This is a genomic window from Sphingobium vermicomposti (assembly GCF_011762025.1).
Lineage (GTDB): Bacteria > Pseudomonadota > Alphaproteobacteria > Sphingomonadales > Sphingomonadaceae > Sphingobium > Sphingobium vermicomposti.
The window spans coordinates 355,234-369,907 of the sequence record NZ_JAASQR010000002.1 but is presented as its reverse complement, the minus strand read 5'-3'; the positions used below and the strand labels follow the sequence as shown (position 1 = coordinate 369,907).

Genomic DNA, 14,674 nt, shown 5'->3' with positions numbered 1-14,674 from the left:
CAGGGGGAAGACAGGATGGCGCGGCCACCCAGCCGACGCCCCGGGCACAACCGGAAGGCGCAATACAGCCTCTTCGCCAGCTATGTGGTGGCGATGACTGGCGCCGCCGTCGGCCTGCTCCTGGTGGTTGTCGCGATGTTCGATCCGACGGGTTTCGCAGTGATCCGCACCGCGACGGCTGAGATTACGCGCCCGGCCTCGATCGCGATGCGCAACATGGTCAGCGGGGTCAGTTCGATCGACGAAGTTCTGACTGCCTACTGGCGCGCCGGATCGCAGAATGTCGCGCTGCGCCGCCAGGTCGAAACAGACCGCAACCGCATCATTGAAGCCAAGGCGGTGGCGCAGGAAAATGCGCGGCTCAAGAAACTGCTGAAACTGGTCGATGCAGATGAAAGCCACCTGTTGACCGCCCGGCTGATCGCGTCGTCGTCCAGCAGCACCCGGCGCTTCGCACGGCTGAACGCTGGCCGTTGGCAAGGCGTGCGAACAGGCATGCCCGTGCGCGCGCCCGAAGGACTGGTCGGTCGCATCCACAGCACGACACCGAACACGGCCGAAGTGCTGCTGCTGACCGACGGCAGCAACATCGTGCCCGTCCGCCGCGCCAATGACAGCGTGCCCGCAATTTCCACGGGCTTGGGCGACGGAACGTTGGAAATCAGGGCGCTGGCGGCAGGCCGCAATCCCTTTCATCCCGGCGACATTCTGGTGACATCGGGCGTCGGCGGCGTCTACCAGCCCAATATCCCCGTCGCCGTGATCGTGCGGATTGCGGGCGAGATCGCCTATGGCGTCCCGCTGGCAAACCCGTCCAAGGTCGATGCGGTGGTCGTCGAACGATCGTTCGAAGAAGCCGTCACGCGAACCGAGCCTACGCCACCCGTTCCCACGGACGCGGGCGCAGCGGCCAACGCCACCGCACCATGATCGATCCGCATCTTCGGCACGTATCCCGATTAGGTCGCCAACCGTCCGCCTTTCGCCTTGCCGGGACGCCGGTCATCACCGTCATGCTGGGTTCCGCGGTCACCGTCCTGCCGGTGATTGCGCAGGCTCCGGTCATGCCCCCCTTCGGCCTGCTGCTGCTGCTGTCATGGCGTCTGCTGCGACCGGAACTGTGGCGCACCTGGATCGGGGTGCCGCTGGGCCTGTTTGACGATATGATGAGCGGTCAGCCGATCGGATCGTCCATGTTCCTTTGGACGGTCATGCTGATCGGCGTCGATGCGGTCGAACATCGCATGGTCTGGCGAAGCTATCGGCAGGACTGGCTAATCGCGTCCGTGGCCATTATCTTCTGCATCGTCGGCGGGGCGTTTCTCGCGAGCGTGGCTGGCGGAGGAGACATCAATCTGTACTTGGTCGCGCCACAATTGCTTTGCACCATCCTGCTTTTTCCATTCGTGGTGCGGCAATGCGCCCAGATTGATCGCTGGCGTGTGATGGCATGAAGCTGCCCAGGTTCAAGCGGAAGACCGTCAACGAAGCTGCCCTGTCCTTCACCTTCACGCGCCGGGCGATGGTGGTCGGGGGGTTGCAGGCAGGATTCGGTGCCATGCTGGTTGGCCGGATGGGGTGGATCAGCATTGCTGAGAACGAAAAATATAACCTCCTTTCCGAAAGCAATCGTGTCAACCTGACCCTGGTTCCACCTCGGCGGGGATGGATTTTGGACCGGTACGGAAAGCCGCTGGCCAATAACCGGACCGATTTTCGCGTCGACCTGATCCCGGATCGCGTCACCGACCCAGACCACACCATCGGCAGCCTTGCGGAATTATTGTCGTTGTCGCCCGACGATGTCGAACGGATCAGGACGGAACTGGAAAAATCAGCTGGATTTCGGCCAGTGCAGGTTGCCGAAAAGCTGACCTATAATCAGTTCGCAGCGGTCAGCGTCCGACTGCCGGACCTGCCCGGCGTGGCACCCAGCCAGGGATTTTCCCGCTATTATCCTGCAGGTGCCTCGGTTGGCCAACTATTGGGTTATGTCGGGGCGGCCTCAGCCAAGGAATATGAAGAGCGCAAGAACCCGCTTCTGATCACGCCGGGGTTCAAGGTCGGCAAGGAAGGGCTGGAAAAAACGTTCGACCTGGAACTCACCGGCAAACCCGGTGCGAAGCGGGTGGAAGTGACGGCCAGGGGCAAGGTCGTCCGCGAACTGACGACCCGGCCGGACACGCCGGGCAACTCCATCACGCTGACGATCGACGCCGGGCTTCAGGAATATGCCGGGCGGCGGCTCGGCACTGAATCGGGTTCCTGCATCGTGCTTGACTGCCATACGGGGGAAATCCTCTGCATGGCGTCCATGCCCGCCTATGACCCCAATAATTTTTCCGACGGCATCAGTCATGATGAATGGAACATGCTGTCAAATGATGAGCGCCATCCCCTCATAAACAAATCGCTGAACGCCCTCTATCCACCCGGATCGACCTTTAAACCGATGGTGGCGATGGCGTTGCAGAGCGCCGGGATCGACCCCAAAGAGCGGGTGCATTGTCCGGGGGGATATCGGCTCGGCAACCGTTTCTTCCGCTGCCTGGGCCGCCACGGTTCGGTCGACATGCATCGCGCCATCGCCAAAAGCTGCAACACCTATTTCTATACGATGGGCAACCGGGTTGGCATCGACGTCATCGCCCGGATGGGCCATGCCATGGGATTCGGCGAAAAATTCGACTTGCCGGTTCTTTCACAAAGCTACGGGACCATGCCGGATACCGCGTGGAAGATGCGGCGATATGATCAGAAATGGACCGCCTCCGACACGCTCAATGCGTCCATTGGGCAGGGTTATGTCGTCGTGAACCCATTGCAGCTCGCCGTCATGGCCGGGCGGATCGCTTCGGGCCGGAATATCCAGCCTCGCCTGGTGAAAGGTCGTTATCCCCAAGCCGCTCCCATGCCCTTCCCCAAGGAGCATTTCGACGCCGTGCGAAACGGAATGTGGGAAGTGGTGAACGGCGATGGCACGGCCGGACGCAGCCGATTGGACGTTCCCGGCGTCCAGATGGGCGGCAAGACCGGCACCGCACAGGTTCGACGGATCGCGGGCAGCCAGCGCGGGCAAAGCGGCGACTGGAAATATCGCGACCATGGCCTGTTCGTCTGCTTTGCCCCCACCAGCAATCCACGCTACGCGGCCTCCGTCGTGATCGAACACGGGATGGGCGGGTCCAAGGCGGCCGCGCCGGTGGCCAAGGACGTGCTGACCTTTCTCTTCGATCCGGCCAAGGCGATGGAGAGGCTGATCGAGCTGGAAAAGGGTTGGGGCGGCCCCCCGGCTGAGCGCATGGCGCGGCAGATGGCGGCCTTCAGCCTGGCAAAGGCGATTAAAAAGCCCACGACGTCCGCCAGCAGCGCCGAAGCGGCGAATGCAACGGCAGGCAACGCCTCCTCGCCCGCCCCTGCGCAAAACTCATCCTCCCGGCCTGCCGATGATGATGCGCCGTCGCCAAGCCCGAACCCGGCCGGATCACGATGAACATCGTACCCGAACCCCTGACCCACTTCCCCTGGAAGGTGCTGGCCCTCCTGTTGGCCATCGCTGGGTTCGGCACCCTGGTCCTATACAGTTCGGCGGGCGGCAGCATCACCCCCTGGGCCATCAATCAGGCGGTGCGCTTCGTCATCTTCACCGGAATGGCCCTGGTGCTAAGCCGCATCCCGCTGGAGATATTCGCTCGCTTCGCGTTCCCGGCCTATGGCCTGGTGCTGGTGTCGCTTGTGCTGGTCGAACTGATCGGCGGCGTGGCGGGCGGCAGTCAGCGATGGATCAACCTTGGCTTCATGCAATTGCAGCCGTCGGAATTCATGAAGCCGATCATCGTCCTGGCGGTCGCGCGATTCTATGCGCTGCTGCCTGTGGGAGAGATCAGGCGATGGTCCGCCATCTGGCCCGCGCTCGTGCTGATCGGCGTGCCATGGTCACTGGTGCTGGTGCAACCCGACCTTGGCACCGCGACCATGATCGCAGCGGGGGGTGTGACCGTCATGTTCCTTGCGGGCCTGCCGCTGCGCCTCTTCATCGGATCGGGGCTGACGGTGGCGGCGATCATCCCGATCGCGTTCAGCTTCCTGCATGACTATCAGCAAAAGCGGGTGCTTATCTTCCTTGACCCGGAAAGCGACCCTCTGGGTGCAGGCTATCATATCAGCCAATCGAAAATCGCAATCGGCTCTGGCGGCCTGTGGGGCAAAGGATTCCTCAAAGGCACGCAAAGCCACCTCGATTACCTACCCGAAGGGCACACCGATTTTGTTTTCGCGACCATGGCCGAAGAATGGGGCCTGGCGGGCGGCATATTCCTGATCGGCGCGTTCCTGCTGCTGTTCAGATGGGGAATAGGCGTCTCGCTGCGCGCGCCCGACAAATATGCAAGGCTGGTCGCGGCAGGGCTGACCACCACCATCTTTTTCTATGTAGCCATCAACCTGATGATGGTGATGGGCCTGGCACCCGTCGTAGGCATTCCCCTGCCCTTCATGTCCTATGGCGGCTCTTCCATGCTGACCGTCATGCTGTGCATCGGCATCATCATGGCAATCGACAGGTCGACCCGGCGGGCCAGCCAACGGCGTGGAAACTGGGCCTGAAGACCAGCGACCCGAAAAATCTTGCTGCAACGCAAATTACTGTTTGCAAAGGCAGAGGATAATGCTAACCGCCCGGCCACGCCAAGGCGACGCCCCAATGGGGTCTGCCAGAAGCGAGTGTGGACGCATAGCTCAGTTGGTAGAGCAGCTGACTCTTAATCAGCGGGTCCTTGGTTCGAGCCCAAGTGCGTCCACCACCTTCAAAAAAGTCTTCGCTGGCACAACTTTGCATTGGCATTTGTCCAACTTAGCGTGGCATTGCCCGGTTACTGTCGGAAAGTCGTTTAAAGTGGCTCATTTTCCCATTTGAACCATTTTGATCGAGGTGTTTGGCGAATCGCCTGTAGGCCGCTGCTGGCGTTTACAAAAAGTCGCTCAACTTTTCACAACCCGCTTGCAGGGCCGCCGCCGACAGGCGCGTACGCTCTTGCATGCTCTCCGACGCCTAATAGTCGCTGGCCATCAATAGAAACACCGGCCTGTGCACCGCGGCTGCAGCCGCCGCGCTGGAGGAGGCGTTCGGCTCCCTCCAATGACGATCACAGATGAGCGACTACAAGGTCGCGGTGATGAGGATCAACGCCTTGTCTATGGGCTCTATTCTAAAGCACTTCCCGCGCAAGGTCATCGTTATGAAATTCCCCGCGCTTCGGGCTGAAGTGGCACTCCTTGGCGGCACCCCGGAAGATGACAGCAATTTCCTGGCAGCAGCCCATTTTAGTTCCATGGACCTAAGCAGGCCTCCACCGGCAAGGATGACAAGGGCGTTTCGAGATCGACGCCGCAGTCCTGGGCTTCACGGTATATTTCATATCGCGACCGCAAGGAGGCGATTACCAGCTCAGCTTCGATGTCCTGAAAGCGCGCGGCGAACGCCTTCAATTCGTTGCCAGCCGGGTCGCCATAGCCGAGAACCCGCAAGTCGGCGTTTGAATCGTCGAGCATGAAGGTAACGCTGCTCAAAGCCTGGCAGGCCAGCTTCCAGTCTGCATAGGATGAGCCTTCTTCCAAGAGGGCATAGGGCATGGTGGGTCTCCTGCGATTCGTATCTTCAGGGTAGAACGGAACAAGAACATTGAGAAGGGAGGAGGCTCCAACCGATTTGGTTGATGGTGTGCGAGCCGGTGGATGTGCCCGATTTCGGGACCTGCGGGCACGCGACCAAAGTTTGCCATTTACCTACGGTAAAATAGGCCAACTTTCAGAAATTTTACCGTGAATCACGCCGCTCGCTCCGGCATGACAGAAGCAGTGATTTCTTCCGCCAACGGATAGCGGCTCACCCCATATCGACTGTTGCGTTGCGCTGACGTCGTTCAAGGATCCGACGGACGCTTTCGGCTTCCCGCATCCAAGAATCGGCAGCGGTGAGGCAGATCGCCCGGACATTGGGCAAATCGCTCTTGTCTGCTTGAGCGAGGTGATGTTGGGCTTGAGCTGTGCAAAACTCCACAGATGGGTAGCTCATCGCTCCTGCCTTCCCGCAAGTAAAGAGGCCCACCCGGAGACAGGGCGGGCCTCAGGTTCCAGGCTGTTCTGTGAGGGGGGACAGATCAGTCTGCCGATAATCAACAATCCTGATGACCCCGGGTTCCGATCGGCACAATGGCAGCTGCGGCAGGTACTGCCTTCAACTACATACAAATGGCCTATCCATAAGCGCGCTGAGCTGTAGCTCTCCCGGGTGGTATACTGACGACGAGTTGAAGAGACTGCTTCGTCAGCCGTCTAGTTCTCCCGACGGGGAGGTGAAGTTGAACGCCGCAACACAGGAAATCCTGGACCATTTCTATTGGAAGAATGAACCCTGCTGCGCCGGCTGCGACCACTGGCGTCACCTGAGTGCGTTTGTTGGTGAATGTGAGAATAGAGCGCTTCATCCAGCGACCGCTGGGCAGCGAAGACCGGATCTTGGTGAAGTCGAGGCCACGCTAAGCGCCAGGAACGTAACCGAGCGGCATCATCGATGCGAGGCCTTTAAGGACAGCTTCCCATGGCAGGCGCTGCCGCTGCCCTACCTGGAACGAGTCGGAGCACTTTCCCGTAGGAGGAGGGCACCAAAAGCACGGGGAGTGGCTGAGCAGCGATAGGTGAAATAGCTAGCTGGGGCGACAAGGCTTGCCTTCATATTGATGGCGGCTGAGCGCATATTCCCGACCGTTCCATCGTTCGACAGGAAAGCAGAATCCTGGCCCGCCAATTTCGATGTCCGGCCAGCCGCCCACGCCTTTCGTGCGAAGAAAATTGGGGATGCCCTGACTTGCAGTTATCAGTTTCCAGTCGCCGCTGGCCTGCTTGCTCACGATGGTGAAGCCGGTGCCAGTCATGCCGAAGCAGTAGGTCCCGCCTTCCGTGATGACCGCCTCGACCTGCCCGTCGCCGTTCAGGTCGCGCACGGTCTCGATCGTTCCGGGGCTATAGCTTGGGGTGCCTGGGTCTCCACATGCCCGCCATTGGCCGCGCTCCAGCTTGAAACCACCGGCCCGAAAAGCGGCGGTGCGATCGGTGGAGGACAAGTTTGTCTGGCTGATGGCGGGCGATGCGAACGCAAAAAACGCGACTAAGATGGCGGCTGATTTCATCTCGCTCTCCCGGTTCAGATGGGACCACTATCAACTCAGCCAACGTGATCATCAAATGGACTTTTGGGGTTTACATCTTCGAAGCCGCAGTTTGGCCTTCGGGCAGGGTATAATGTCATTTTGAGGCCCATGCTTCACCCGGCAAACTACAAGCATTGACGCGCTGATGTTGATGAAGCCCTTACACTCGGCCGCCTAAACCACTCAAACGCGACGATATTTACGAACCAACGCTACGGATCTAAGCGCCTAGAATGTCCAACGTAGTCAAACTCCGCCGCCGCAAGAAGGCACCTCGATTCCCCGTAACGCTGGCGAGCCTAGCCATTCTCGCTCTCGCCGGAGGGCTGGCTTTTCTCTCGACGCCCGATCGAGCGAAAGCCCGAGACGAGGTCTCCCGCACCTTTACCTTCTGTCATACTGGCGGTGGCACCAATTGTGTTGTCGATGGCGATACAATCTGGCTCGACGGGCAGAAGATCAGAGTTGCCGATATCGATGCGCCGGAGACGCACCCGCCACGCTGCCCGACCGAGGCAGCGTTGGGCCAACGCGCGACGCAGCGGCTTCACCAATTGATCAATGCTGGACCATTCACGGTAACCGCTCTTGATCGCGATACGGACCGATATGGCAGAAAGCTGCGTGTGTTGACGCGGGGTGGCCAGTCGCTCGGTGATGTGCTGGTCAGCGAGGGGTTAGCCCGAACATGGAGCGGCAGACGGGAGCCATGGTGCTGACTGTCAGCAAACTCAGCCGCACCAACACCATCGCCTGCCCACTCAATCTTCATCAGCACGCATAGGCGCTTATGGCGACCTCAAGCCTGTGACCGCCGCCCAACCAAAAACGATGAAGTTTTCGGGCAGGGCAGCACCAAAAACATCAACGTGATGGACAAAATCGTGACACTCCTCTCACAAACCGCCGCCGCCTTCCGTACGCAAAGAGACTGCATGTCGCAACAAACGGGATGGTTCCCGTCGCGGTGATCCCTCACCTGAGCGGGGGACCGCACAGCCTGAACAGCAATGAAGCAGTCAGGCTGATTGCAGAGCAAATCAGGATCGAAATCGGCGCGTGAATGAAGGGAGCTCGACTGAATTCTGCTTGAGCTCGGCGCGACCGCATAAATCATATGTGATCCGGGCGCTCCCGAGCGTGGTGGACCGACCCATTACATGCGACACCCGACGACGTCCAAGATGATGAGGAAATGCGTACACGTCCGCTGAGGTGTCACGCTGGTTCGATATGATCGACGGCGAGCAGATCGAAACCATCTCTTGTGCCAGTGACTTTGGCCCGCATGCCCAGAAGATGCTTGTGCCGCTTTAAAATTTCCAGCCGCCATTCTCCACCGTCCTGGACGCGGAGCACTGGATAATGGCCATTCTCAAGCAAAATGCCGATCAGCTCATGACGGGTTGGCCGATGCATGAAACTTTGTGCTCCCGATGTTCATATCACAGATCGCACCACGAGGCCCACATCCCGCTAACGGAAATGCCGAACCGAATATGGATCTATTCTCCGGCGCCGGACGACATGACCACACCCGTAAACCTTGCCCCCTCGGTCCGCGGGGGGACGGCGCGTCATCGAAAAACAGACTCCGCTCGACTGTGAAAAAGCGGAGTTAGTTTGAGGAAAATAGTCGTCGCGTTCGCACCGAAAGAAAGGGACGTTCATCAGAACGCCCCTTCCTATTCACGCGATCAAGCGATCAGTAACGCCAGGAGATGCCCAGCGAGAGCTTGTTGTTGTCGACGCGGATGCCGTTGGTATCCAGACCGCGGTTCAGGCCAGCGCTGCCATAGTCCTCGATCAGATACTCAACGCGGATCGACGTCTGCGCGCCGACGCGGGTTTCCAGGCCAGCGCCATAGACCAGCGCGTCCTGCATCGTCTTCGTGCCGTAGGAGTCGACGCCGTCGAACACGCGGGTCTTGAACTTGGTCGACTGCCAGCCGCCACGCGCATAAAGAGCGGTGCTGTCGGCGATCATCGCACCCAGACGAGCGCTGAGCCCGAACGATTCGCGGGCCTTGATCTTGCCGCTGATGCTGTCGGTGCCATCATCAAGCTCAGCCGAAATGCTTGCACCCGAGAAGTTGGCGTTCGCTTCCACGCCGAAGAAGACGTTGTTCGACAGCGCATAGTCATAGCCAACATACAGGCCGCCACCGATGCCGTTGCCGCTCAGGCCATCAAGGTCGAGCGTGCCGATGCCGATATCGGTGCCTTCGGCCTTCACTTCGTAAGCGTCGCGGCTGATCTGCGCGCCGATGAACGGGCCGGAAAATGTTTCGGCATGAGCGGAAGTAGCTCCGGCGACGATCGCCAGAAGCGTCATAGAAATTTTCTTCATGGTTCCCCTGAAAGTGGTTCGCGTTGATTTTCGTTTCGGTTGCGACCTGTGGGTGCCGGTAGGCGAGCAAGGATGCCAGGTCAACCGTGCATAGATGGTTCACAGAAAAACTGTTGTTTGTTTACAACAGGTAAGCTCGTTGCGCGCTCTTGTAATGAGGCGCACGGGTGTGCATCCGCCTTCAGCCCGAGATTGAAGGCTGCTCATGACCTGGACGTGATCGGTGCAAAATGACCCGGCCGGATGGCCGGGTCAGGTAAAGGAAACCGAAAAAAGTTTCCTTCGGGTCGCGAGTTCCTGCTGGCTCATTAAGTCCGTCCTGCCTATCCGGGTTTTTCCCGGTGCCGCTCATCTAATATCAATCGACCGCGCTCCAGTCGTCTGCGCCGCAGCAGATGCCTTGAGCCGATAGTCACATTGGCTTGGAGCGTTCGATGCTCAGGGTTTTTCCCTGCTTCACGACCCTCAACGAACTGGGCAATGCAAAACGTATGATGATCCCTTTTGGCCAGATACAATATAGGAGAGGGCGGACACCGATGCCGCGGCAGCTGGTCAACCTTCTGCTGATGCTGGCCTATGGCTTAGCTTTCTGGCTGACGCTGGGGCTGGCGGCGCACTGGGGCGGCAAGGGCTTTTACTCAGTTTGGTTTCCCGCTGCCGGCCTTCGCCTCGCTTTGCTGTGGCATGCCGGGCCACGGTTTACGCCAGCCATCGCGGCCGTGGAAATATTGGTCAATTTGGCCATGGGCCGGTTCTCCATTACCTCGCCCGATTTGGCAATGACGCTATGGGGCATATTGCGGCCGGTCCTAGCCTATGGCGGCGTGGTAGCCCTCATTCGCTGGCTTTCCAGCGGCAGAAGAGCGGGCGTCATGGCCCCTCCGATGCCCTTCAGTCTAGCTGCCGTTGCGGCACCCGGCATCGCAGCGTTCAGCGCCTTGCCTGAAGCGCTCTTGCGGCCTGACAGGACGGCCGTCGAGAGTATTCAGGATGTCATGATCTCGCTCACGGCTTTTGCTGTCGGCGACCTGCTGGGCGTGCTGATCGTCGCGCCGCCGCTCCTCTGGGTGGCAGAAACGATGAGCCAGCGCCGAATCGGCATGATTGCGGCTCTCCGCGAATGCGCAATTCGAGGGAGCGCGACGCTGGAGGTCGCGCTCCTGCTGGCGGGCGGGATCGCCACGACTTGGCTGCTCAATCGCATTGGCCTGGGTTCCCAGCCCATGCCCCTCATTCTGGCGGTCGCGTGGGTAGGCCTGCGCTTTGGGCGTTTTCCTGTATGGATGGCTCTGACAATTGTCAGCATTCTCGTCCTGCCGGAGACCGCAGGCGCGTTCAGCACGACTGATCGACTGCACCTGCACCTTGACCTCGCCACTGTTGTGGTGGTCGGCTACCTTGCCGGCAGCTATTGCGACGCACAGAAGGAGGCACGCACGGACATCGAACGGCGCGACCGGCTGCTCTTCCAGGCCGAGCGATTGAAGACCCTGCGTGCGATGTCGGTGGCGGTCATTCACGAGATCAGCCAGCCGCTGTCGACTTTGGCGATCGAAGCGAAACATCTTCACCAGATCACCGGCGGTGCCGACGACGAAATCATGCGGAGCGCTGCACTCGTGGATCGCAAGGCCGCGACGCTATCCAACCTTGTGCGCCGCCTACGACGCTTCGGCGGGGCAGCGGTGGACGAGCCGAGCGCCCTGCCCGTTTCTGCGCTGATCGAAAGCGTGGCCGCAATTGCAGCTCCGGAAGCTAGGGACCAGGGTGCGTCGCTCAAGCTCGGCCCAATCGATCCCGATCTTGTCGTGTTTGCGCAGGAGGTTGAACTCACTCAGGCGCTTATGAACCTACTGCGCAACGCCATCCACGCGGCGAGTGACGGAAACGTGGAACTGTCCGGCGAGAAGGAAGAAGAGATGGTGCGGATCATGGTCACCAACCGCGTTGGCCCCAGCCATCGCGCCAAGGCAGGCATGGGAGTTGGCTCTCTGGTTGCGCAGGCCATAGTTGAAGCGCATGGCGGTCACCTGGAAAAGGCGAAGGTTCAAGACGGCGTGGCTCACGCTTCGATCATCCTGCCGCTCGCCGGGGACAATGCATGAGCATAAATGATCGCAAGGTCTACGTAGTGGATGATGACGCGGATTTAGGCGCCGCCGTGGCGCGGCTACTCGGCCGGCATGGCTTCAGCGCACAGTCTTTCCTCGACCCTGTGCAGCTTCTCGACATTTATGCACAGGCGCCTGCGGCCTGCATCGTGACAGACGTAATGATGGATGATCTCGATGGCTTCGGCTTTGCCGATCGGATCCGTGTCATGGATCCCGGTGCGGCAATCATCTTCATGACGGCTTGGCCAACGACTGCAAATGCTGTCGATTCGGTGCGGCGACATGGAGGGATTGATTACCTTGAAAAGCCGCTAGATGAGGCGCGGCTGCTTGCAGCGGTCAGCGAAGGTGTGGACTGGTCGGGCCGGAGACGGCAGCAGCTTGCCCGCACCGCCACATTGTCGCCACGCGAAAGGGAAGTGTTTGATCTTCTCGTGCAGGGGCACAGCAACAAGGTGATCGCTGGCATGCTGGCACTCAGTCCGAAGACAGTCGAGGATCATCGGGCTTCGATCATGTCCAAGACGGAGGCTAACGGCTTGGCTCAATTGATCGCTCTTGCATCGCCCGATTGATACGAACGGACTGCTCCAAATTTCGTACTCGCGTAGACTGCAACGGACCGGCGCTTCCAGCCGGACAGCCCGGCGAAAAATTCCCGGATAGGCAAATTTCCGCTGCGGCTCGACGGGAAGCATGCCAAGACCAATTCTAGGGCTGGGCACCAGGATGCGATGCGACCCCGTCGCCCGGCTTCCCGTCAGAGACACGGCAGTTCGTATTTATGCACCTCTTGGTTAGAGGCCGTTTGGAAAATCGGTGACGAGGGTTGTCGAGGGGCTCTGCGTCTGATTCAGGCTCTGAATGTGGACTCGGCAGAGCCGAGGGCGAATGGCCCAGATTGCGAAGAAGACGAAGCGCTATCCCAGTGATTTGCCCGATGAGGAATGGGATCGCCTAGCGCCCTTGATGCCTAGACCGGGGCGCCGGGGCAGTCCACGCGAGGTGGATTTCCGCGACGAGAACGGGAAGAAATCGCCGCCACAACGCCGGCTACGATCCAACGGCTTAAACAACTTGAAATCAGCGGCCGGAAATTTCTAGAGCACGCGCGATCTGAAACCGAAGAACCGCTCTTGGTCCTGAAGGGCGATGCTTAAGGCCGAATTTTTCGCCTCGCCCTACCTACAATCAGCAACCGCACCGCCGAACGGCACTCCGACCCTTCGTTGCCGCTCATCGGGTAAATCTTGTTCCTGAGGGGCCCGTCCGCTTACTTATACCGGACACCGAAAAATGGCTCAAGCACCAGCAAAACGAGTGACCTTTCCGTCTCGCCTATAACGCCAGGCTGACTTGCCTAGGCCTGCTCATTATCTCCTCTACCAAGAACAAATGCGCGGGCGGCGTCACCAACAAACCGCTCCCTGGCACCTTATAGTCCAGCCACTGCATGACCTGCCGCCGCTGGATGATCGCGCCATGCCGCTCCTGATAGCGCATCACCTCCGGGTTCGCGTCGACCGTGAGGATGCGGTAACTAACCGGCCAGTCCCCCATCGGCGGTTCCCAGATGGCGGCGAGATAGAAGAAGTTGCCATCCTCCAAGCGTACGCGAAATTTCCCGTCGCCGTTGCGGATATGAAACTCCGACGCGGGCACCAGGCAGCGATTGGTCGGGAATGTGCGTCCTTCGGAGCGGATGAATTCATAGTTGACGCCGTCACTGAAGCGCGGATTGGAACCCCAGACCGCCTCGATCATCTCAATCTCTGAGATGTTATCGGGATTGCGCCGGATGATGGCGCGGCAGCTCCCGAGCGCGTCGGCATCAAAGGGCGTTGCTTTCGAGTCCATGCTAAGAACATACAAGGAACAATTTGCAGGAGCAAGCGCGGGCAGGAAGGAGGAGCGATGTGCAACGACTATAGGCTGGAGGTCGACATCGCCTCGATCGCCGAAGATTTCGAGGATCTCAAGATCAAGATCAAGATGCCCGAGGGCAAGCCCAATGTGCCTGCGCGGGAGGACATCAAGATTACCGATGTCGCGCCGATCGTGCGATCGATCGAGGGTGAGCGGGGATCGGGCGAGCTGGTCAACCGGCGGTGGAGCTGGCCCGGTCCAAAGGGCAAGCCGGTCTATAATTTTCGCTCTGAAGGACGCGCGTTCACCTCCAACCGCTGCCTGATCCTCGCTGACGGGTTTTACGAGTTCACAGATCCCACCGAGCCAAAGCAAAAGCGGCTTGATAAATGGCTTTTCACCATGGCGGATCACCGCTGGTTCTGCATCGCCGGCATCTGGCAGGAAAGCCCTCAAGGAGAAGCCTTCACCATGCTCACCATGGACGCAGGGCCCGATGTAGCACCCTATCACCACCGGCAGATCATCCCCTTGACCCGGGATCAGTGGGCCGACTGGCTTGATCCGGCGGTGCCTGCCGCTGACATGCTGCGCTGGCTGCCGCAGGGCAGCCTGCGTGTGACCCAGGTCTTCGGAACTCCGCCAGCACAGGGAGCACTGCTCTGATGACCAGCGACGCGACCCTTGCCCGCTTCGTTGAAGCCCAGGCGAACAGCTATGCAACGGCTCTGGCCGAGATCCGCGCTGGAGCAAAGCGCTCGCACTGGATCTGGTTCATCTTCCCGCAGCTGCGCGGCCTGGGGCAGAGCGAGACCGCACATTATTACGGTATCGCTTCAATGGAAGAGGCGCGCGCCTACCTTGCGCATGATCTGCTAGGTTCTCGCTACAGGGAATGCGTCGAAGCATTGCAGCAGCTTCATACCAGCGACCCCGTTGCCGTGTTCGGCAGCGTCGATGCGATGAAGCTGCGATCCTCGCTGACCCTCTTCGAAGCGGTAGAGCCCAACGCGCTACTCGCTGCCGCGCTTGATCGCTGGTTTGACGGCGAGCGGGATGCTGCCACCCGGCAGATGCTGGCAAACTGAATGCTCCAAGGCAGCGGAAAGACGGGATTCATCCTGCTTGACGAA

14 protein-coding genes, 1 tRNA gene and 1 pseudogene are annotated in these 14,674 nt (G+C 59.8%); 11 read left to right on the top strand and 5 right to left on the bottom strand.

Annotation, left to right across the window (positions count from 1 at the left end):
- Positions 1-15: 15 nt before the first annotated feature.
- The 5 genes from mreC (at position 16) to FHS54_RS06580 (ending at position 4,802) form a co-directional block, all read left to right on the top strand.
- Positions 16-930 (top strand): rod shape-determining protein MreC, encoded by a 915-nt coding sequence (mreC, locus tag FHS54_RS06600; RefSeq protein WP_167303012.1) that lies wholly within the window; start codon positions 16-18, stop codon positions 928-930.
- Positions 927-1,454 carry a rod shape-determining protein MreD gene (mreD, locus tag FHS54_RS06595; RefSeq protein ID WP_167303011.1) on the top strand — a complete coding sequence of 176 codons (528 nt, stop codon included), beginning with the start codon at positions 927-929 and terminating at the stop codon, positions 1,452-1,454. Before mreC ends, mreD begins: the two co-directional genes overlap by 4 nt.
- Positions 1,451-3,493, top strand: a complete 2,043-nt coding sequence (mrdA, locus tag FHS54_RS06590; RefSeq protein ID WP_167303010.1) for a penicillin-binding protein 2 — start codon at positions 1,451-1,453, stop codon at positions 3,491-3,493. The genes mreD and mrdA overlap by 4 nt, the downstream gene beginning before the upstream one ends.
- Positions 3,490-4,605, top strand: a complete 1,116-nt coding sequence (gene rodA, locus FHS54_RS06585; RefSeq protein WP_167303009.1) for a rod shape-determining protein RodA — start codon at positions 3,490-3,492, stop codon at positions 4,603-4,605. Before mrdA ends, rodA begins: the two co-directional genes overlap by 4 nt.
- Positions 4,606-4,726: 121 nt before the next feature.
- A tRNA-Lys gene (locus FHS54_RS06580) sits at positions 4,727-4,802 on the top strand.
- A gap of 520 nt (positions 4,803-5,322) precedes the next feature.
- Here FHS54_RS06580 and FHS54_RS06575 read toward each other — a convergent pair.
- Together FHS54_RS06575 and FHS54_RS06570 are read right to left on the bottom strand one after the other, a co-directional pair.
- A complete protein-coding gene (locus FHS54_RS06575) occupies positions 5,323-5,631 on the bottom strand; it encodes a hypothetical protein (protein WP_167303008.1) in 309 nt (102 codons plus the stop codon).
- Between the two features lie 1,073 nt (positions 5,632-6,704).
- On the bottom strand, positions 6,705-7,187 hold the full coding sequence (locus FHS54_RS06570; protein ID WP_167303007.1) for a hypothetical protein: 483 nt from the start codon (positions 7,185-7,187) through the stop codon (positions 6,705-6,707).
- Positions 7,188-7,441: 254 nt separating this feature from the next.
- On the opposite strand from FHS54_RS06570, the gene FHS54_RS06565 reads away from it, so the two are divergent.
- On the top strand, positions 7,442-7,927 hold the full coding sequence (locus tag FHS54_RS06565) for a thermonuclease family protein (protein WP_208404811.1): 486 nt from the start codon (positions 7,442-7,444) through the stop codon (positions 7,925-7,927).
- A gap of 499 nt (positions 7,928-8,426) precedes the next feature.
- Here FHS54_RS06565 and FHS54_RS06560 read toward each other — a convergent pair whose 3' ends face one another.
- Together FHS54_RS06560 and FHS54_RS06555 are read right to left on the bottom strand one after the other, a co-directional pair.
- On the bottom strand, positions 8,427-8,627 hold the full coding sequence (locus FHS54_RS06560; protein WP_167303006.1) for a DUF5818 domain-containing protein: 201 nt from the start codon (positions 8,625-8,627) through the stop codon (positions 8,427-8,429).
- 286 nt (positions 8,628-8,913) lie between these two features.
- Complete coding sequence (locus FHS54_RS06555; RefSeq protein WP_167303005.1) at positions 8,914-9,558, bottom strand: outer membrane protein; 645 nt, start codon at positions 9,556-9,558, stop codon at positions 8,914-8,916.
- A gap of 539 nt (positions 9,559-10,097) precedes the next feature.
- On the opposite strand from FHS54_RS06555, the gene FHS54_RS06550 reads away from it, so the two are divergent.
- From FHS54_RS06550 to FHS54_RS16425, 3 genes and pseudogenes are all read left to right on the top strand, one after another.
- On the top strand, positions 10,098-11,666 hold the full coding sequence (locus tag FHS54_RS06550) for an ATP-binding protein (RefSeq protein ID WP_243855681.1): 1,569 nt from the start codon (positions 10,098-10,100) through the stop codon (positions 11,664-11,666).
- Positions 11,663-12,250 (top strand): response regulator transcription factor, encoded by a 588-nt coding sequence (locus FHS54_RS06545; protein ID WP_167303004.1) that lies wholly within the window; start codon positions 11,663-11,665, stop codon positions 12,248-12,250. Before FHS54_RS06550 ends, FHS54_RS06545 begins: the two co-directional genes overlap by 4 nt.
- A gap of 289 nt (positions 12,251-12,539) precedes the next feature.
- Positions 12,540-12,695: pseudogene (locus FHS54_RS16425) on the top strand (transposase); the annotation flags it as partial.
- Positions 12,696-13,013: 318 nt separating this feature from the next.
- Here the strand turns inward: FHS54_RS16425 and FHS54_RS06535 are convergent.
- Positions 13,014-13,439 carry an SOS response-associated peptidase family protein gene (locus FHS54_RS06535; protein ID WP_167303003.1) on the bottom strand — a complete coding sequence of 142 codons (426 nt, stop codon included), beginning with the start codon at positions 13,437-13,439 and terminating at the stop codon, positions 13,014-13,016.
- A gap of 150 nt (positions 13,440-13,589) precedes the next feature.
- On the opposite strand from FHS54_RS06535, the gene FHS54_RS06530 reads away from it, so the two are divergent.
- Together FHS54_RS06530 and FHS54_RS06525 are read left to right on the top strand one after the other, a co-directional pair.
- Entirely contained in the window at positions 13,590-14,207 is a 618-nt protein-coding gene (locus tag FHS54_RS06530) for an SOS response-associated peptidase (protein ID WP_167303002.1), read from the top strand.
- Positions 14,207-14,629 carry a DUF1810 domain-containing protein gene (locus FHS54_RS06525; protein WP_167303001.1) on the top strand — a complete coding sequence of 141 codons (423 nt, stop codon included), beginning with the start codon at positions 14,207-14,209 and terminating at the stop codon, positions 14,627-14,629. Before FHS54_RS06530 ends, FHS54_RS06525 begins: the two co-directional genes overlap by 1 nt.
- Positions 14,630-14,674: the final 45 nt, after the last annotated feature.